This is a genomic window from Chitinophagaceae bacterium (genome assembly GCA_016699815.1).
GTDB lineage: Bacteria > Bacteroidota > Bacteroidia > Chitinophagales > Chitinophagaceae > Ferruginibacter.
The window spans coordinates 1,732,009-1,752,121 of record CP065012.1; the positions used below are offsets into that span (position 1 = coordinate 1,732,009).

The window sequence follows — 20,113 nt, forward strand, 5'->3', positions numbered from 1 at the left end:
GCTTATTTTTCTTTCTTTTTATCTTCTTCTAATTTTTTAGCGTCGTTTTTTTCCTGTTGTATGGCGCTGTCTTCTTCCATTTTTACGCCTACGGCGGTTTTAACGGTAGCAGAGTCATCGCTTAGTTTGGCAGAATCCTGTTGCACCTGTGTTGGATTAAGATTTACTATGGTATCGGCAGCAGGCTGATCGGGGCTTTTATTTTCATTTGATTTACAGGCTGTAAAATTTAAAAGGATAAAAGCGCATAGTACAATAAATATTTGTTTCATTTTAGAACGTTTTAAAATTGATGAGTATAAATGTAATTGGAATGCTAATATCATAAAAGGTAATCATCCAATCATCTGTAGTGTAAAGGTAAATTAAATTTTTGCCATTGTTTTCGATAAGCTATGTTAAAAATAAATTGCAGTTCCTGACTTAAATTTCATTTTTAGTTTTGTATGCAGTCATTTTTGCTGTCGATGAATAAATATTGTTTAAAGTATTTTCTTTTTAGCGCTACTCAATTAAATATTTTAAACTGTGAAACAGGCTATCTTTACAAAAACAACCCATGTCTGAGGCTTCAAAAATATTCCTGGCAAAAAGCACCATAAAATCGGCAGACTTAGAGCACCGGCGCACCATTAATTATAATATAGGAAAGTATAATGCCGTAGTACTGCAGGGTAAGCTGCAATTTGCCCATACTGAATTGGCCCGGAAAAAAGCCAAGCTCAGGAAATGGGATGCAATTGAAAACCTGGATAAATACCTGGAGCATTTTGAACAGCAAATAAGCAGCCGTGGCGCAAAAGTTTTATGGGCAGAAAATGGCCAGCAGGCAGTGGATGCAATTGTAAATATTTGCAAAGAAAAAAATTGCAAAACGGTGGTAAAAAGCAAAAGCATGACCACCGAAGAAATTCATCTCAATAAATTTTTGGAAGAAAACGGCATTGAAAGCATAGAAACCGATTTGGGCGAATACATACAGCAATTGGATGGCGAACCTCCTTACCATATTGTTACACCTGCTATGCACAAAAGCAAGGAAGATGTAGCAAAACTTTTTGCCAATAAACTGGGCACCGATCCCAAACTTACACCACAGGAGCTCACCCTTGTGGCCCGAAATATTTTACGCAAAAAATATATTGAAGCAGAAGTAGGTATTACCGGAGCTAATTTTATTATTGGCGATATAGGCGCAATTGCCGTTACAGAAAATGAAGGCAATGCAAGGCTTAGCTGCGCTTTTCCAAAAACACATATTGTACTGGTAGGTATCGAAAAAATGATTCCTTCTATTACCGACCTTGCTCTTTTTTGGCCATTGCTTAGCACATTTGGCACCGGACAAAAACTTACGGTATACAGCAACATTATTTGCGGGCCAAGGCAAACAGGCGAAACTGACGGGCCCGAAGAAATGTTTGTGATCTTACTCGACAACAACCGTACAGAAATTTTAAAAAATACGGCGCAACGAGAAAGTTTATATTGTATCCGCTGCGGCGCTTGCCTTAATGCCTGCCCGGTTTATAAAAATATAGGCGGCCACTCTTATGGCGCTACTTATAGCGGGCCCATAGGCAGCGTAATTACGCCGCATTTACAGGGCCTCGATGAATACAAGCATTTGAGTTATGCCTCTTCGCTTTGCGGCAATTGTACCGAAGTATGCCCGGTAAATATTGGCATTCATCAACTATTGTTAAACAACAGAAAGGAGGCTGTTGAAAACGGGTTGAGCAATCTTAGCGAACGCTACGCTTGGAAGGCCTGGAAGCTGGCATCACTTAGCCGTAAAATGATGAACCTGGGAAACGGGGATTTAAAAAATAAAATGGTAAATGGTATGTTTAAGGGCTGGGCCAAACACAGGGATAACCTGCACTTCAGCAAAAAAACATTTAACCAGATGTGGAAAGAGAAACGGGGAAATTCATAAATATTATTTTATCAGGTTTTGGTTATGGGATTGCTCATCTATTCAAATCAAATATCGGTGCGGCTCCAGTATATCTGCAAGTTTATATTTGCAGAGCGTTTAAATTGTGCTTACAGTATTACACAACATGCCGAAAGTTTTGAAAAACACGATGGGCCAAAAATTAATTACAGTAACCGTACTATTTCCGGAGATTGCCTGCAACTAATGCCCCACGGCCTGCTTTTTGAAAAAGGGATTGAAGATCAAAAAATATTTTGTTTTGACTTTGAAGGGCAAAAAGCATTTTTTAAATCGGGCCTTGGGTATAGGTTTGATATTTTTGCAGCATCATTTTATTTAATCAGTCGCTACGAAGAATATTTGCCGCATCAAAAAGATTTTTACGGAAGATATAACAGTAAAAATTCACTTGCTTTTAAAGAAGGATTTTTTAATGTTCCGCTTGTGGATATTTGGATCAATCATTTTGCTACAGTGCTACAACAGCAATTCCCTTCATTCAGATACGCAATGGGCAGTTTTTCATTTTTGCCTACTTATGATATTGATATTGCATTTTCCTATAAAAATAAAGGGCTGCTCCGCAATGCAGGAGGGTTTTTTAAAAGGCCTTCGTTGGAGCGGTTATCGGTCTTGGCAGGCTTCAGCAAAGATCCATTTGACAGTTATGAAATAATGGATACCATCAATCATCAATTTGAATTAATGCCGGTATATTTTTTTTTAGTTGCAGAAAAAAATAGTGTGTATGATAAAAATATACTACCCGGTAACGCCAGCCTGCAAAAGTTAATTGCCCAACATGCTACGCAATATGACTTGGGTATCCATCCTTCCTGGGCATCCAATGAAAACGGAGAAATGCTTCAAAATGAGAAAAGGGTATTGGAAAAAATTGCCGGCAAAACCATTACAAAATCAAGGCAACATTTTATAAAAATGGATTTGCCTGAAACATACGAGCAGCTTTTGCGCAATGGCATTACCGGTGATTACAGTATGGGTAGTGGCAGCATCAATGGTTTTAGAGCATCTACTGCATCTGCATTTTATTGGTATAACTTAAAAACTGAGACGGTAACGCAACTTAAAATACATCCATTTTGCTTTATGGATGCCAATAGTTTTTATGAACAAAAATTTACCGTGGAGCAAGCTGCCGAAGAGTTATTGTATTATTACCGGCAATGCCGGCAGGTAAATGGCCAATTGATTACTATTTTTCACAATAATTTTTTGGGCAATGCAAAAGAATTTACTGGGTGGGCAAAAATGTATAAATCGTTTATTGCTCAGGTGAATGCGGCACAATAGTTTTTCTTGCTTTTCTAATGCTATAGTTTACCAGGAATACGCCCAGTATGGTAATAAAAGCACCTCCGAGTATATACCTGTTTAAGTTTTCTCCCAATAGCCATGCACCAATAAACATGGCAACAATGGGGTTGATATACGCATATAAAGTAGCAATAGCCTGCGGTAATTTTTTTAATGTATATAAAAAAGCCACAAAAGCAATAATAGAGCCAAATGTAGCAAGGTAAACTATAATGCCCCATGTTTTTAAGGAAATTTGACTAAAAGAAATGTGTTGGGAAAACAATAAAGACATGGCATAGAGCATTACAGAACTGATGAGCATTTGCCAGCCAAGGGAATAATAAGGGTTTAGCGTTTGCTTGGTTCTTGCTAAAAAAACACTTCCAAAACTCCAGCTGAGCATGGCAATTACAGAGAGTAGCAACCCCCAGCCATAATGTTTGTCTGCATTTACAAATGCATTTTCATACAGTACCAAACCTACGCCAAAAATGCCCAATACCAGGCCAAATATGGTAAGTGGAGGTATGTTTTTTTGTTTATAAAAAACTGCTTCAATAAGTACAACACTTAGCGGATAAAGGGTTCCAATTAATGCGCCCAATCCCGATGATATAAAAGTTACGCCCCAGGTACTAAAACCATTTGCGATAACAAATAATAATATGGACATAAGAAACAACCAACTGAATTCTCTGGCCGAAGGCAAAGGAAGTTTCTTGTAAAAAATAAAAAAACAAACCATGGCTAAACCGGCAATAAGCTGGCGAATGGCAGCCATTTGCAAAGCCGGCATTTCCATTACTGCGGCTTTGCTAAAAACCCAGGTAGTTCCCCATACAATGCTAGTTGTAAGCAAAGCAAGGTATGCCTTGGCTTTGGAGCTTTTACGAATTTTTTGAATGAGCATTTTTGATGTTAATGTTTAAAATGCCTCATGCCTGTAATTACCATTGCCAGGTTATTTTGCTGGCAATAGGTAATGGAGTCGCCGTCTCTTATAGATCCACCGGGTTGTATAAATGCTGTAATACCCGCTGTATGGGCAATTTTTACACAATCATCAAAAGGGAAAAATGCATCGCTGGCCAATGCAGCCTCGTTTAAATCAAATTTAAATTGCCCGGCTTTTTCTATGGAATGCCTCAATGCATCTATGCGGCTGGTTTGCCCGCAGCCCTTACCAATAAGCTGCTTGTTTTTTACCAATGCAATTGCGTTGCTTTTTAAATGCTTGCAAATAATATTGGCAAAAATTAAATCTTCTTTTTCTGCATCAGTGGTTTGGCGGCCACCGCTTTCTTTCCAGTCGCTATAGGTGCCCTTATCCGTATCTTGAATCAACAAGCCGTTCAATACCGTTTTCATTTGTGTTGTTGCATGTGGCTTTGCCAGCAACTGTAATATTATCCTGTTCTTTTTTGATTGTAATACCTTTAAGGCTGCATCATCAAAAGAAGGCGCAATAATTACTTCAAAAAATATTTCATTTATGGCTTCGGCTGTGGCTTTATCCAGCCTGCCATTGGTTACTAAAACGCCGCCAAAAGCACTTTCCGGATCGCCAGCTAATGCTGCATCCCAGCTTTCTTTGGTAGTTTTTTTTGCCGCTATACCGCAAACATTGCTGTGTTTTATTATGGCAAAAACAGTTTCGTTGCCGTTTTCAAATTCTGCCATGAGGCCAAGGGCTGCATCTACATCGGCCAAATTGTTATACGATAATTCTTTGCCATGCAACTGCAAAAAAAGTTCATTTAAATTACCATAAAAAACTGCCTGCTGATGTGGATTTTCTCCATAGCGCAATATCTTTTTTTCTTTGTTAAAAGGCGTATCTATGGCAATGCCGTTAAAATAAGAAGAGATGGCATTGTCGTAAGCAGTGCATACATCAAAAGCTTTTACGGCAAAATGTTTTCTTTGCTCAAGGTTTGTGGCTCCGTTTTGCGATGATAAAATTTCTACTAATAAAGTGTAATCATTTTTTGAAGCTACCACTACGGTGTCATTAAAATTTTTGGCAGCAGCCCTTATCATGCTTGGCCCGCCAACATCAATTTTTTCTATAATGGCATTTTCGTCGGTAGTGCTTTTTACCGTTTCTTCAAAGGGATAAAGATCAACAATTACCAAATCAATTTCTGGGATATTGTACTGCTTCATTTCGGCAATATGCTTTGCATCATTTCTCTTGCCCAAAATTCCGCCAAATACCAAAGGATGGAGTGTTTTTACCCTGCCGCTCAAAATTGACGGGAAGCCGGTAAGGCTTTCTACAGCAATTGCTTTAACGCCCAACTTTTCAATAAATTCCAGTGTGCCGCCGGTGCTATAAATTATAGAGCCCTGATTGTTGAGTTCATGTATAATATTTTCCAGCCCGTCTTTATAAAAAACGGAGATAAGCGCAGCGTTGATTTTTTTTTGCATAAATTTTTCTTAGAAACCGAATACATAAGCGCCTTGTTCGGGAACCGAATGGCAGTGCAAAGTTAAACTTTCGCACTCGCTCCTCCATTTGGCAATTTTCCACAACGGGTTTGATGCATCAAAAACTACTATTGTGGGCTGTATACGGCTTGTAACCTCCTTTACAGAAAGTTTTGGGCTTTTGGTAAATAATAAAATATCCACTTTTATTTTGGGGGCAGCAGAATCAACACTAAATTCCCTATTAACCAATAAAAGTGTTTTATTGCCAAATTTGTAAAGGTTTTTTTTGATGCTGAGGTTTGCAAACGGTACTGTGGATTCGTTTAATAACATAGAAACCCTGGCAGGCTTTAGGTAAAAGTTTTTGGGCAGGGCGTCTTGCAGTAAAATGCTGTCGCCCACAAAAAAATACTGGTCTTTATAAATAAAATCTATGGCGCTTTGCCTGCTCACATTGTAAATAATAATTTTTTGTTGCCGGTTTATTTCAATCCTTGCATAGATCATTAGTCCGGCATAAATACCCAAAAACAAAAAAGATAGTTTAAGCCAGGTTTTATTTTTATACAAAAGCCAGCAACATAGTGCCGTTACCAATGCATACAATATCCAGGTGCTGTAAGGGTTGGCATATATTTTATCAATAACAGAAAAGGAAAAGCTGTTGCACTTTTGAATAAACACATTCAATGCATAAATTGTCCAATGGCTTATTTTTCCCAAAAGTATGGCTACGGGTTCAACAGCCGCAAATAATATCAGCAGTATTTCACTATAAAGAATAATGGTAGATATGGGCACAGCAATAAAGTTGGTAAACAAAAACAAAGTGGGAAACTGGTGAAAATAATAGATGCACACCGGGAAAGTTAAAACCTGTGCTGCAAGCGTTACACTCATTAACGACCAGGCGCTTTGCAGTAATTTATTTTTTATAAACCATAGTTTATAAATGGGCTGTTGCAGCCACATAATTCCAAATACAGCCAGGTAACTTAATTGAAAACCTACATCCCAAAGCAGGTAAGGGTTCCAGCAAAGTAAAGTAAATGCCGAAGCGGCCAATGCATTATAGCCATTTGCCTGCTTAAAAAATGATTTTCCGCTAAGGATAAAAGTAAACATAACAGCGCTGCGCAAAACGGAGGCCGATGCGCCGGTAAGCAAAGAAAACAACCATAAAAAAGAAAGGATGAGGATAACAGATATTAATTTAGACCGTTTCATTAGCCCGGTTTTGGTAAATATCCAGAGTAATATGGCATAAATTAAACCCAGGTGCAGGCCAGAAATGGCAATAATATGTACCACGCCGGTATTGCTGTACGCCTGTACCAAATCTTTGTCCAGGTCTTCTTTATATCCTATGAGCAAGGCCTCGGCAATACCTTGTTCGTTTTTATTGCCGCCAATATATTTCCGAATGTTGTTTAAAATATAAGTACGGGATTGATAGATAAAACGGGAGAAAAAATTTTGATTGCTTTCATGGGTTTTCACATATTCTCCTGGCGAAATAAACGCCGTGTGAAATAGTTGCTGAAACGAAGTATACCTTTCATAATTAAAAGCGCCGGGGTTGCCGGAGTTACGTATCCAGGTGAGGGATTTATCAATAATAATTTTATCGCCGTAATACAGGTTGCTGTCAATAGTTTGGGAAAAGTATAAAAGTAATTTTCCACTTGCCGGTAATATTTTGCCATTATTGATTACCGCTTCTACAAGGGCGTCGGCTTTATAAGAATTTTTTTTGGGAACAAGCGGCTCGTTTATCTTTAACAGGAGCTTGCTGCTGTCGGTTAAAGAATGGCCATACCAGCTTTTTTGTTTGCTTTTATCGGCTTGCCAGGTGAGCAGCATGGCAGCAGATGCAATAAAAAAATAAATTAACAAACCCTGTAAAAAACGAAAAGTATACTTTAGGGAAACCGGTAAAAAGTAATAAAAGGACAGCGCTATGGAAAAACAAATTAGGCAAATGATGATGTAGCCCAGGCTAAAACCCAGGTACCATTGCAGCAGGATGCCTGCAATAAGCGGAAATAGCAACCGTATAAATGGGGCTTGTTTCCACAGCGGAAGATTATGGGTAGGTTGCATAACCTAAGTTACTAAAAGTTTTGAATTTTTGCTTTTTTATAACTATATAGAAATTACGGTATTAGGAGGTTAAATAACCCTGGTAATATTTTGGGAATTTTTTTACAAATAAGGCTTTAATTTGCCTCATTAATTTATTATTTTCACCTTGATTTTACTTTTACTTTGAGCTTAAAGCATGCATCTGTGTACATTTAATAAAAGTAAAAATCTGTTTAAAAAATGAAAAACCGCATATTCTTCCTCCCCGTATCCATTGCAGCCTTTTTGGCAATTACTGCCTTTGTACCATCGGGTAAAAAAATATTTTCTTTTGTAAAAGAAAGCAGGCCCGTGCAAGAAGGGAAGAATTATTATATTATTATTGATAAAAGCGATTATGAGTTGAAAGTATATGATGATGAAGGCTGGTATGCTACTTACCCAATAGTATTTGGTAGTAAAGATCTTGGCGATAAAATGCGTGAAGGAGATAAGCGTACGCCAAACGGGCATTTTAAAATTATTCAAAAAAGGATAAACCCCAAATGGGGTCCGCAAATGCTGCTGGATTATCCAACGGCTGAAAGCTTCAAAAAATTTAAAGATAGAAAAGCGCATGGTGAAATACCCAAAACGGCAAGAATAGGAAATGGTATTGCCATACACTCCACCCGTAAAGAAGAAGAATGGACCGTAGATAATTATTACAACTGGACCGATGGTTGCGTATCTGTAAAATATACCGAAATGGAAGAACTGTACAGTTATATACCGGTAGGTACGCCGGTTACTATTGAACCTTAATTTAAGAATTTATAAAAATGAGGTTGGCATCTCCATAACTTAAGAATCGAAAATTATTTTCCATTGCAAACTGGTAAAGGTTTTTCCAGTTGTTGCCTACAGCAGCAGCTACAAGTAAAAGTAAAGTAGATTGTGGCTGGTGAAAATTGGTAATGAATATTTGGGCAACCCGAAATTGATAACCTGGCGCTATTATCAATTGAGTTTGCGTAAACAAACTCGTTTTATTGTTCTTTTTAAGCCATAAAAGTAAATGTTCCAAAGCTTGTGTGCAGCTTAGGTTTGCATTGTTGAGTGGCGCTTCATAAACTTCCCATTGCCGAAGTTCTAATGTTTTTAAATTGGGTTGAAGGTAGGCTTTTACAGCAAGCCAGTACAATGTTTCAATGGTTCTTAAAGATGTAGTGCCCACAGCAGTAATGGCACCGTTTGCGGATTTTATTTTTTCAATAGTATCTACACTTACGTCCATCCATTCTGCATGCATATCATGTTGTTGCAAGGTAGCCGACTTTACGGGTTTAAAAGTGCCAGCGCCTACATGAAGTGTTACAAATGCCTGCTGGATTTTTTTTTGCGCAAAACTTTTTACTACATCATTAGTAAAGTGGAGTCCAGCCGTTGGCGCAGCAACCGAACCTTGCTGCAATGCATAAATAGTTTGGTAGCGGCTTACGTCTTCAATTTCTGTATGCCGTTTAATATAGGGCGGCAAGGGTACAACTCCTGCAGCTTCAATAATATCGGCAAAGCAATATTGACCAGGCGACCAATTGAATAATATTTTAAAACTATCGCCAGTTTTTTCAATAATTCTTGCTTCCAATACAATTTCATTTTGCTGTACTGTTATTTTTTTTTGTAATATTCCCTGTTTCCATTTTGCAGCAGCACCTACAAGGCATATCCATTGGCAGCTGCCCGTAGCTGTCATTACTGCGCTGTATTCATTTATTAATCCAAAAGGTTCTAAACAAAATATTTCAATTTTTTTTCCGGTGGTTGTTTCAAAAATCATCCGTGCATTAATCACTTTTGAGTTATTAAAAACTACCAGGCTTTTATCGGGGAGATGGCTGGTTATATGGCCAAAGCGGTCTTCTGTTATCATCCCATTTTTATAAATCAAGAGTTTGGAAGCATCCCTTTGCTCCAGCGGATGCAGTGCAATACGCTCTGAGGGTAAATCGTAAGTGTATGCTGATATGGAAATGAATGATGGGTGCATAGCAGGCATATTAATTTACTACAATGCACATTTTTCATGGTAATTCACTATTTGTATGGGCAGCCGCTCAAACTCATAGCCTTTATAATATTCACCAATATCATTCAGCACTTCGTTTACTGCATCGGGTGACGGCAGTGTAACTAATTTTTGCCTGAACTCTTTAATATTGGGCAAGCCTTTTAAATAATTGGTATAATGCCTGCGCATTTCATTTATGCCCACAATGGGGCCTTTCCATTCAACAGATTTTTTTAAATGGGTGCGGCATACCTCAATGCGTTCCTGCAGGGTGGGCGCAGGTAATATTTCGCTGGTAGCCAGGTAATGTTTTATTTCCCTAAAAATCCATGGGTAACCTATTGCGGCACGACCCACCATTATGCCATCTACGTCATATTTATTTTTATACTGTAAAGCTTTTTGCGGGCTGTCAATATCCCCATTTCCAAAAATGGGCATTTGTATGCGTGGGTTGTTTTTAACTTTGGCAATCAGTGCCCAGTCTGCTTCGCCTTTGTACAACTGGCAACGGGTGCGGCCATGTATAGTTAGTGCTTGTATCCCTGCGTCCTGCATACGTTCGGCAACTTCTTCAATATTTTTTGTGTTATCGTCCCAGCCCAATCTTGTTTTTACCGTTACAGGAAGGTTGGTGCTTTTTACCACAGCTTCGGTAAGGCGCACCATTAAATCCATATCTTTTAAAACGCCTGCACCTGCTCCTTTGCTCACCACTTTTTTTACAGGGCAGCCAAAATTAATGTCAACAAAATCTGGTTTTACGGTTTCACAAATTTTAGCGCTCAGGGCCATGGCCTCTTCATCACCTCCAAAAATTTGTATGGCAAAGGGCCTTTCTTCTTCGGTAAAATCCAGTTTTTTACGGCTTGTAATAGCATCCCTTATCAATCCTTCGCTGCTGATGAATTCACTAAACATTACATCGGCGCCATTGGCTTTGCAAACTGCACGAAATGGCGGATCGCTTACATCTTCCATAGGAGCAAGCAAAAGGGGAAATTCCGGTAAATTGATAGTGCCTATTTTGGGCATTAGTGCGTAACTTGTTGAATCAAAATTATTTAAAACAGCAAAAAATTGTTGTGTTATCTTGTGCTGCAAAATTACAAAAAAGCCATGGAGTATAAAAGTATCAAAGGATTTACCGGTTTAGGACAGTTGGGAATGTTGTTTTTGTTTTTGGGCCTGGGTTTTGTATTGGCAGCTATAGTGCAACTGGTAATTTTTGCACAAGCTTTGCCTCCCGGAGCATCTTTGATGGATAGTGGTGCGCTCATGAAGGTAATGAACGACCCTAATAATGTAAGTGCCGTAAGGCTTTCGCAGGTATTGGGTACTTTTTGCCTTATGTTTATCCCTGCTGCATTATTGAGCCTTATTGCCAATGGCAGAAACCCGTTTTGGCTGGGTTTTAATAAATACGTGAACTTCCGTCAAATAGCGCTTGGGTTTGCCATTATTTTTTTGGCCAATATTGCTGCAGGCCCATTGGAAGATTTGAGCAAAGCCATTGTTGCCAAATTGCCGGCAATGGATGCTTTGGCAAAAAAACTGGAAGACCAATATGCCGAGCAGGTGAAACTTTTGGGCAATTTAAAAAGCTGGGGAGCTTTTATTGTTGCCATTTTTATTTTGGCCTTTTTTCCGGCTATGTTTGAAGAGCTGCTTTTTAGGGGCGCTTTACAAAATATTTTAGAAAAATGGTGGAAGGCGCCATTGGCGGCAATTATAGTTACCTCTATTATTTTTAGTTGCATTCACATGAGTATCTATTTATTTTTAAGCCGTGCCATTTTGGGTTTTGTGCTGGGCTGGATGTTTTATAAAAGCCGCAATATTTGGGTAAATATTATTGCCCATTTTTTAAACAATGCTCTTGCACTTACCTTTTTATTTAGCGAGTATATGGCAAAAGGTAAAGTAAATTTAGATGCAGGAAATATTAAAGTGGCGTGGTGGGCAGGTTTGCTGGCTTTTTTGGCAATAATATTTTTGTTTAAGTTGTACGATATATTCTCTGCAGAAAACAGGTTGCGTATTGCAGCAAGGGAGCAGGCTTTAATTGCCGAAAAAAGCCCTTTTCAATCATTGGCCAATAATACAAGCGAATAAATTTGGCACTCAATAAAGCAGTTTTTAAAACCAGAACCATTTCGGCAATTGTTTTTGCCGCAGTATTGTTGCTGGGTTTGTTGTGGAACTACTGGTTCTTTATCACCCTTTTTTGCATAATACATTTTGGTTGCTGGTATGAGTTTATAAAACTGGTAAAAAAAATTTATGGCAACAAAAGTAATCCCTGTTATTTTTTTGGATTTTTGTATATCACTTTACCCATTTTAATGCTGGTTGACCTTGCAACTGGAATAAGGTTTTTTGCCCTAAACCATACACAGCAAATTTTTTTTAACAAAGTAATTCCCTGTGCCATAATTTTTTCTATTTGGATAAATGATACTATGGCCTACATTGTGGGATCGTTAATTGGCAAAACGCCATTTAGTAAAATTTCCCCCAAAAAAACTTGGGAAGGCACCATTGGCGGAATGGTTTTATGTGTGCTGCTGATAGGTATAGCTGCCCGGTTTTTACCTGTAGCCAAAGAAATGTTTGCGGTAAAACACTGGGTTACTGTTGCCATGCTTTGCGCCATTTTTGGCACGCTTGGAGATTTGCTGGAAAGCAAATTAAAACGTATGGCCAATGTAAAAGACAGCGGCAGTTTTATGCCCGGCCACGGTGGGTTTTTAGACCGCTTTGATTCACTGCTAATAGCAACACCTGCAGTATGGTTGTATCTTAAATTAATTGCACTGGTTGTTTAGTAGTTGCCAAATACATTTGTTCACTTAACTTTGCTCATCAATAAAATAAAGAAAATGACCATTCATGGCGAAGGATATAAAACCATTGCACTTTGTACACTTATTGTTGTGTTGCTAAACCTCTCCCTGTTTTGGTTTTTTGGCAGCACTTCAATGTGGCTTTGTATTGCGTTTTTAATAATTTCAATGGGTTTCCTGTTGTTTATTGTTTCTTTTTTTCGAATACCTTCCCGGGAATATGTATATGGCGAGCACCTTATTGTTTCGCCCTGCGATGGCAAAGTAGTAGTAATGGAAGAAACCTATGATGATGAGTACTTTAAAACAAAACGCTTACAGGTTTCAATTTTTATGAGCCCTGCAAATGTGCATGTAAACCGGAACTCATTAAGTGGCCAGGTTGTGTACAGCCAATATCATAAAGGAAAATATTTGCTGGCATGGAACCCAAAATCATCTACCGAAAATGAAAGGCATAGTGTAGTGATTCAAAAAGATAATGCAGAAGTATTGATAAAGCAAATTGCCGGGGCGGTGGCAAAGCGCATTGTTAACTATTTGCATATAGGCGATAAGGTAAAGCAAAATGAAGAATTGGGATTTATTAAATTTGGCAGCAGGGTTGATTTATTGTTGCCTTTAAATACCAGGATTAAAGTGAAGTTAAATGAAACCGTTAAAGGCGGCGTTTCGGTAATTGCAGAACTTTAAATTTAATTGTACAAATGAATATTGTTATAACCGGTGGCAGCCGTGGAATTGGAAAGGCAATTGCCGAAAAATTTAATAAAGCAGGCAATACTTTGCTGCTTTGCAGCCGTAATATTAATTTACTGGAATTAGCAGCAAGCGAACTGCAACAGAAAAATGCCGCTTCCATCAAAATTTTTGCCGCCGATTTATCCCAAACGGAAGAAGTGCTGAAATTTGCTAATTTTTGTTTGGAGCAGGGAACGCCGGATATTTTGGTAAATAATGCCGGCCTTTTTATTTCCGGAAAAGTACATAACGAAGCCGATGGCCAGTTGGAACGCATGTTAAATATCAACCTCTTTAGCGCTTATCATTTAACACGTGCCGTATTGCCTGCTATGTTTAAAAATCGTTCGGGCCATATTTTTAATATTTGTTCTGTGGCTTCACTGCAACCTTACAACGAAGGCGGCAGCTACAGCATCAGTAAATATGCTTTAAAAGGCTTTAGTGAAAACCTGAGGTATGAGCTAAGGGAAAAAGGAATAAAAGTTACGGCCGTATACCCTGGTGCAGTAATGACGGAATCGTGGACAGGCTTTGACAATAGCCAAAACCGCATTATGGAAGTTTCGGATATTGCCGAAATGATATATACTGCTTCCAAATTATCTGCACAGGCTGTTGTGGAAAATATGGTAATAAGGCCGCAGCTTGGGGATTTATAATATCCTTTAACAGTTTCTTACAATCATTTATCCTTATTTTAAAAAACCTGCAACAGGTATTGGGCTAAATTTGCATTTTGACCATGCAATTTTTATTTACAAAAATATTTTTATCGGGCTACTTAATTATCAATGCCTTTTTTTTACAGGCGCAAGTAAAAGTATCGGCAAATGTTTCTCCTGCTGTAATTTACCAAAATGAATATGCTACTTTTCGAGTGGTAATTGAAAACAGCAATGGCGTTCAAAAGGTTGCTCCACCAGATTTTAAAAATTTTTATTTGGTAAGCGGACCCAATGAAGAGTTTTGGGAGAGCTCATTAAATAACCAGCCTGCAAAAAAATATTATGCCGTAAGTTATATCGTTCAGCCTAAAGTATCCGGAAGGCTGGCTATTGGTATTGCCAAGGTAAAAGTAAATGGAGCAACTTATGCAACAACATCAAAGCAAATAACCGTATTAAAGAGTATTACACCTGGCAGTAATGCACAACAAAACTATCCTTTTACACAAGCCGATCCTTTTCAAAACAAAAAACCAGCAAAAGAAGAATTTACCGAATTTATTTTAAAAAAGGGAGATGATGTAAGTAAAAAGATAAGCAGGAATATGCAGCTTGTATTGGAAACCAGCAAGCAAACCTGCTATATTGGCGAGCCGTTGGTAGCAACCTATAATTTATATACCCGGTTAAAAAGCAACAGCCGGTTAGATAAAAGCCCATCTTTCAACGGGTTTTCGGTAATTGATTTGCAGCAGCCAGACGATTATGGGTTTGCGAGAAAAAAATGGGAAGGAAGGGAGTACAATGTTTATAGCATTAGAAAAGTACAGTTATATCCATTGCAATCCGGAAAATTTGAACTGGAGCCTGCAACTCTTTTTAATGAAGTACAGTTTTTAAAGCCCGAAGCTATAAACAATCCCGATGTAATCTATAATATGTACAACGGCGCAGGTGTAAACCCCGATGATATTATTACAGAAAACATAACCCTTTCCAGCAAGCCGGTAGCAATAGAGGTAAAACCATTTCCTGAAAAAGATAAACCACCTGATTTTAACGGAGCTGTAGGTGAGTTTGAAATAAGCGCTGCTGTTGAAAAAGAAAGTATTGCTACAGATGTGCCGGGCAAATTACTCATTGCAATTTCAGGAAGCGGAAATATGGAATTAATTACTGTGCCTGATGTAAAATGGCCTAAGGGTATAGAGGCTTATGAAGTAAAACTTAACGATAAATTAAATACATTGGCAGTACCCGTGAGCGGCACAAAATATTTTGACATTCCATTTTCTATTGCAAAAGAAGGCAATTATACCCTGCCTTCCATTCATTTTACGTATTTTGATCCCAATACTGCTGCGTATAAAAAAATTGCTACACAACCCATTGCAATTTCAGTTACAAAAGGAAATAGCACAAAAGGCATTTTTGTCGGCAACAATGCAACAGCAAAAGAAAAATTAAGCCCGCTCAACCAATTGTTTCAAAACAGGCCATTGGTGGTTACTATTATTGCTGCATTTATTATTGGCGGATTAATTTTTTGGCTAAGAAAGGAACAAAAAAGTGAAGAGAAAATAGAAGCCTTTAAAAGGGTAGAGCAAGCCCAACAGCGTAAGCAGGATGAAGAATTGCACCGGCTTTTTATTCAAAAAGCATCTCTTGTACAAAATGCATTAAAGCAAACAGAAAATTTTTTATACACAGGTAATTCCAGCGAATTTTATACAGCGCTCAATAAAGAGTTTAAAAACTTTCTTTCAGAAAAACTAGCCATTCACCGGGAAGAAATCAGCAGTAAAAAAATAATGTATACAATGGATAAAAAGGGCTTTAACAACGAGGTAATACTTCAAGCACAAAACCTGCTACAGGATATAGACAAGCAGGTTTATTCCCCATTGCCATCTCATGAAGGAAAGCAGGAATTGTACAGCCGTACCCAGCAATTTATACAATATTTAAATGGCTTTAGCAGTGCTGGTATTATTCGGTAAACCGGTAGCCAATACCTCTTACAGAATGAAAGTAGCGTGGGTTGCGGCTATCCTCTTCAAAATATTTTCTAAAGTTGAGGATAAAATTATCTATTGTTCTGGTTGTAGGGTATACGTTGTATCCCCAAACAGCCTGTAATATTTTTTCCCGGGTTACCACTTCGCCTTTGTTCTCTATCAATAATTTCAGCAGCATTATTTCTTTTTTAGTAAGCATTAACTTTTTTGCATTTTTTCCAAAAGCTTCCAGGGCTTTAAAATCTATTTTGTTTTTTCCAAAGCTATAAATTTCTGGCAGCGGTTTTTTTATGGCAATTTGCTCGCTTTTTTTAATTAGGTTTTGTACCCGCAGCAATAATTCTTCAAGGTTAAAGGGTTTGTTGAGATAATCATCTGCGCCTTTTTTTAAACCTAGTACACGGTCGGCGCTGTTGTTTTTTGCGCTAAGTATCAGTACAGGAATAAGGTTGCCAGTGAGTCTAATATTTTCTAAAACGCTGATGCCGTCAATTTCAGGGAGCATAATATCCAAAATAATTAAATCAAAATGCTCCTGCTGTACGGCTTTTAAAGCTTCAGCGCCGTTGTATGCGCTGCTTATTAAGTAACCTTCCAGCTCAAGGTTAAGCTTTAAGGCTTCCTGTAAATTTTCTTCATCTTCAACAAGCAATATAGAATATGGTTTGCCCTGCATGGTATTCAATAAAATTATATCAAAGGAATAGAAAAGGCAAAGATACTGCCGCCCTGCGGGTTATCGGTTACTTCAATTTTTCCTTTGTGTGTAAAAATGATATTTTTAACCAGGTAAAGGCCAAGCCCGGTTCCTTTAGCTTTTTTGGTAGCTTCATTGCCGAGGCGGTAATGTCGGTTAAAAATATTTTGCTTTTCATTGTTGGGGATGCCTTGCCCGTTGTCGGTTATCGAAAACAGTGCATTTGGCCCTTTTTTGGCCAGCATGATGCATATACTTTTATCTTTGGGAGAATATTTTAGGGCATTTTCCAAAAGGTTGTTGATGGTTATTTGCAGCAGTATGGCATCGCCATTTACTATTGTATTATCTTCAACAGATGCCAGAATTTCCCTTTCGGGATAGCGTTGCATATATTCCTGAACCAGTTTCTGGGTAATAGCAGCTATATCCGTTTCCTCCGGGTGGTACATATATCCTCCGGCTTCTATTTGAGAGGAGAATAAGAGGTTATTGCTTAAATCATTTAGCCTGTTAGCCTCCTGGAGCGTATTGTGGAGCAGGCGCTGCTGCCGGTTTTCATCAAGCTTATGCTTGAGCAGGGTTTCTAAATTTAATTTGGCAACGGCAATAGGCGTTTTAAGTTCATGTGTAATGGCCATCATAAAACTTTGCTGCTGTTGCGAATGTTTCAGTTGCCTCCTGATTGCCCTGAATACAAATACGGCGCCGGCAATTATCAGTAAAAAAAAAATGGAGCCTTCCCCAACATACTGGGCTACTTTTCTTTTTCTATCTTCTTCAATTGCCTTAAATTTTAAATCATAATTATAATCGCTTTTAATTAATTCGGCTTTACGTATGTTAACCATTATTTGGTTTTGTTGCATTAATGCAATAAACCACCATACCAGTGCTGCTATTATATAAGCAAGCAATACCCAATAGATAACGTAAATGCTTTTAATTTTTTTGGGTTTTGCTGTCATTGCAAAAAATTAATTTCTTTTATCGAGCCCCCACGAAAGTTTGTTACGGAGGGTTTGCAAAAAATTATTTTCATTAAGGCGTATGAGATTGATGCCGAATTCTTCTTTTTTTATGGCAATTTGCACTTCTTTGGGTACCGCTTCTTTGCGGCTGTCAAGGGTACAAAGGAAGCCATCGGTGCGGCCTTCAATTTCAAAGGAAACAATGTTGGTGTCGGGGATAATGATGGGTCTTATATTCAGGTTATGCGGCGCTACGGCGGTAATTACAAAACTTGCGCTATCGGGGAAAACAATGGGCCCGTTGCAACTTAATGAATACCCGGTGGAACCGGTTGGTGTAGCCACAATTAAGCCATCTGCCCAGTACGTATTTAAAAGTTCGCCATTTAAATAGGTATGGATTTTAATCATGGGTGAAGTGTCTTTTTTGTGCAATGAAAATTCATTAAGCGCATAAGGGGTATCGCCAAATAGCGGGATATTGGCATCAAGGTGGAGCAAAGTACGTTTATCGGTTACAAATTGCCGGTTTACCAAAGCCTCAATTGCAGAGTGCAGTTCTTCCTTGCCAATATTGGCCAAAAAGCCCAGCCTACCATAATTAATGCCCAGTACCGGTATGCCTGAATCTTTTACAAAGGTAACAGTGTCCAGCAAAGTGCCATCGCCGCCCAGGCTTATCATACAGTCTATACTGTCATCCATATCGGCGCTGGAGTTAAAGGTAGAGTAACTGCCTTTAATGTCAATTGCAGAATAAAACTGGTTAAAAAAATCCTGGAAAAATACAGGCTCTACATTTTGCTTTTTAAGTTCCTGCAAAAGAAGGCCAATTTCTTCCCTTTGGGTAATTTCCAAACCCCTGCTGTAAATAGCTATTCTCATATTTGTAACCGGTGCATTAGAAGCCTCCTGTTAAATGTAAAAATAAGCCCTTTTCGCCTAACTGGTTAAAGGAGTAGTCCAATCTTACGGTAACATCATAAAGCGTAATCACATCAAGGCCTACGCCGCCGGTATATAAAAGTTTATTGTTGAGCATGGCACGTGCATCCTGCTGGCTGTACACATAGCCTGCATCGCCAAATGCTTTGGCATAAAAAGAAAAAGGGATGTAAGGAACAATTTTGTTTTTTATTGGAAAGGGTATTTTAAAATCAAATATTTTTTTTCTTACTGTAAATTTTGCCATAGAGGCCACTGAGCCGTCTATCACATAATATTCAAGCCCACGCAAATTTAAATCGCCATAACCCAATGCCCGCCGGTTAATATAAGGCTGGTTAAAGGGTAATTTTATCCTGCTCCAAAGTTCCACACTGCCGTACCAGCCTTTGTTCATGTTTAAGTAACGGTTATAGGCTGCATCAATTGAAAATAAATTTACTCCTTCTTTAATACCCAATCCCCTTTTTAAAATATTTACTCCAAAGGTTTTTCCGGTTAAGGGATAATTAATGTTATTTACATTGAGGTAACTGTAATTGTAACTTAAATCAATAATGTTTTGATGCAATGAAGCATCATTAAAATAAAAAGGATTGTAATGTTTTACTACGGAATCGGCAACCTGCATATAGGTATAACCTGCCTGGTAGCGATGACGGCTAAAATATCCTTTTCTTGAACTGTAGTAGCCGTAGGCCTGAAAAGTATTTCTTACAAATTTATTTTGGTTATTGTATTGCAGTAATTTATTATTTGCTGATGTGCCGAAAGAAATTTCCCGGTTTTGGGTATAACCTGCACTAAAACCAAAGCCTTCATCCAGCTTGCTGTTACTGTATGGTGCAGAATATTGCACAGCAAAATTGCGGGCATACCCATTCAGTAATATAAAGCGTAATTGGTCCCTTCTGCCACTAAAATTATAATGTACAAAACGTAGCCCGTAAATAACCCTGCTGAGGCTATAGTTATAAATATTTGCCCATTCATTAAAGTTCCTGTCTACCAGTTGAAATTGTGGGGTAGGGTAGAGGTACCATTTTTCTCTTACAGTAACATAAATATCAATAGTTGAATTTTCTTTAAAAACTGGCTGAACCATTACTTCGGAAAACAGGTTGGTATTATAAATCAGCTGCCGTGAAAGTTCAAGGTTGATGGCAATATGTGGGGCATAGGTATATTCTCCTGCCTTAAATTTCATCTCTCGTTCAATAATATATGATTTTGTTTTTTTGTTGCCGGTAATAATAATTTTCCCCACTTTTAGTTTTGCGCTGTCTGTAGATGGTTGGGTGGATATTTCCTGCGGAGCCATAATTATTTCCTGGGCAACAACGGCTGGTGTAAAGCCAACAAGAAACAAGAGTAAGAAAAATTTCATGCAG

18 protein-coding genes are annotated in these 20,113 nt (G+C 38.2%); 8 read left to right on the forward strand and 10 right to left on the reverse strand.

The window, feature by feature from the left end; translation table 11 throughout:
* Positions 1–2: 2 nt before the first annotated feature.
* Positions 3–272 carry a hypothetical protein gene (locus IPO46_07685; GenBank protein QQS62019.1) on the reverse strand — a complete coding sequence of 90 codons (270 nt, stop codon included), beginning with the start codon at positions 270–272 and terminating at the stop codon, positions 3–5.
* Positions 273–559: 287 nt separating this feature from the next.
* On the opposite strand from IPO46_07685, the gene IPO46_07690 reads away from it, so the two are divergent.
* Together IPO46_07690 and IPO46_07695 are read left to right on the forward strand one after the other, a co-directional pair.
* Positions 560–1,939, forward strand: coding sequence for an iron-sulfur cluster-binding protein (locus tag IPO46_07690; GenBank protein ID QQS62020.1), 1,380 nt, complete (start codon positions 560–562; stop codon positions 1,937–1,939).
* A gap of 24 nt (positions 1,940–1,963) precedes the next feature.
* The gene (locus IPO46_07695) at positions 1,964–3,256 is read left to right on the forward strand and encodes a hypothetical protein (GenBank protein ID QQS62021.1); all 1,293 of its coding nucleotides are present in this window, start codon (positions 1,964–1,966) and stop codon (positions 3,254–3,256) included.
* On the opposite strand, the gene IPO46_07700 is transcribed toward IPO46_07695, so the two are convergent.
* From IPO46_07700 to IPO46_07710, 3 genes are read right to left on the reverse strand one after another with little or no spacing between them, the layout of a single operon-like run.
* A complete protein-coding gene (locus tag IPO46_07700) occupies positions 3,228–4,172 on the reverse strand; it encodes an EamA family transporter (protein ID QQS62022.1) in 945 nt (314 codons plus the stop codon). The genes IPO46_07695 and IPO46_07700 overlap by 29 nt on opposite strands.
* Before the next feature lie 8 nt (positions 4,173–4,180).
* The gene (gene purH / locus IPO46_07705; protein QQS62023.1) at positions 4,181–5,695 is read right to left on the reverse strand and encodes a bifunctional phosphoribosylaminoimidazolecarboxamide formyltransferase/IMP cyclohydrolase; all 1,515 of its coding nucleotides are present in this window, start codon (positions 5,693–5,695) and stop codon (positions 4,181–4,183) included.
* Positions 5,696–5,704: 9 nt separating this feature from the next.
* Positions 5,705–7,801, reverse strand: a complete 2,097-nt coding sequence (locus tag IPO46_07710) for a ComEC/Rec2 family competence protein (GenBank protein ID QQS62024.1) — start codon at positions 7,799–7,801, stop codon at positions 5,705–5,707.
* A 222-nt stretch (positions 7,802–8,023) separates the two neighbouring features.
* Between IPO46_07710 and IPO46_07715 the strand changes: the two genes are divergently transcribed.
* Entirely contained in the window at positions 8,024–8,587 is a 564-nt protein-coding gene (locus IPO46_07715; protein ID QQS62025.1) for a L,D-transpeptidase, read from the forward strand.
* Position 8,588: 1 nt separating this feature from the next.
* Here the strand turns inward: IPO46_07715 and IPO46_07720 are convergent, their stop codons facing one another.
* The gene (locus tag IPO46_07720; GenBank protein QQS62026.1) at positions 8,589–9,815 is read right to left on the reverse strand and encodes an S-adenosylmethionine:tRNA ribosyltransferase-isomerase; all 1,227 of its coding nucleotides are present in this window, start codon (positions 9,813–9,815) and stop codon (positions 8,589–8,591) included.
* A gap of 18 nt (positions 9,816–9,833) precedes the next feature.
* Entirely contained in the window at positions 9,834–10,871 is a 1,038-nt protein-coding gene (gene dusB / locus IPO46_07725; protein ID QQS62027.1) for a tRNA dihydrouridine synthase DusB, read from the reverse strand.
* Between the two features lie 84 nt (positions 10,872–10,955).
* Here dusB and IPO46_07730 point away from each other — a divergent pair, with 84 nt between their 5' ends.
* The 5 genes from IPO46_07730 (at position 10,956) to IPO46_07750 (ending at position 16,091) form a co-directional block, all read left to right on the forward strand.
* Positions 10,956–11,951, forward strand: a complete 996-nt coding sequence (locus IPO46_07730) for a CPBP family intramembrane metalloprotease (protein ID QQS62028.1) — start codon at positions 10,956–10,958, stop codon at positions 11,949–11,951.
* A 2-nt stretch (positions 11,952–11,953) separates the two neighbouring features.
* Entirely contained in the window at positions 11,954–12,664 is a 711-nt protein-coding gene (locus IPO46_07735) for a phosphatidate cytidylyltransferase (protein ID QQS62029.1), read from the forward strand.
* Between the two features lie 54 nt (positions 12,665–12,718).
* Positions 12,719–13,375, forward strand: coding sequence for a phosphatidylserine decarboxylase family protein (locus tag IPO46_07740; GenBank protein ID QQS62030.1), 657 nt, complete (start codon positions 12,719–12,721; stop codon positions 13,373–13,375).
* A 14-nt stretch (positions 13,376–13,389) separates the two neighbouring features.
* Complete coding sequence (locus tag IPO46_07745) at positions 13,390–14,085, forward strand: SDR family NAD(P)-dependent oxidoreductase (protein ID QQS62031.1); 696 nt, start codon at positions 13,390–13,392, stop codon at positions 14,083–14,085.
* A gap of 83 nt (positions 14,086–14,168) precedes the next feature.
* Positions 14,169–16,091, forward strand: a complete 1,923-nt coding sequence (locus tag IPO46_07750; protein QQS62032.1) for a protein BatD — start codon at positions 14,169–14,171, stop codon at positions 16,089–16,091.
* On the opposite strand, the gene IPO46_07755 is transcribed toward IPO46_07750, so the two are convergent.
* The 4 genes from IPO46_07755 to IPO46_07770 are packed head-to-tail and all read right to left on the reverse strand — an operon-like array spanning position 16,081 to position 20,109.
* The gene (locus IPO46_07755; GenBank protein ID QQS62033.1) at positions 16,081–16,785 is read right to left on the reverse strand and encodes a response regulator transcription factor; all 705 of its coding nucleotides are present in this window, start codon (positions 16,783–16,785) and stop codon (positions 16,081–16,083) included. The two genes, IPO46_07750 and IPO46_07755, sit on opposite strands and share 11 nt — an antisense overlap.
* A 14-nt stretch (positions 16,786–16,799) precedes the next feature.
* Complete coding sequence (locus IPO46_07760; protein QQS62034.1) at positions 16,800–17,774, reverse strand: GHKL domain-containing protein; 975 nt, start codon at positions 17,772–17,774, stop codon at positions 16,800–16,802.
* A 9-nt stretch (positions 17,775–17,783) separates the two neighbouring features.
* On the reverse strand, positions 17,784–18,662 hold the full coding sequence (locus IPO46_07765; protein QQS62035.1) for an NAD kinase: 879 nt from the start codon (positions 18,660–18,662) through the stop codon (positions 17,784–17,786).
* 16 nt (positions 18,663–18,678) lie between these two features.
* The gene (locus IPO46_07770) at positions 18,679–20,109 is read right to left on the reverse strand and encodes a hypothetical protein (protein ID QQS62036.1); all 1,431 of its coding nucleotides are present in this window, start codon (positions 20,107–20,109) and stop codon (positions 18,679–18,681) included.
* Between the last annotated feature and the right edge of the window lie 4 nt (positions 20,110–20,113).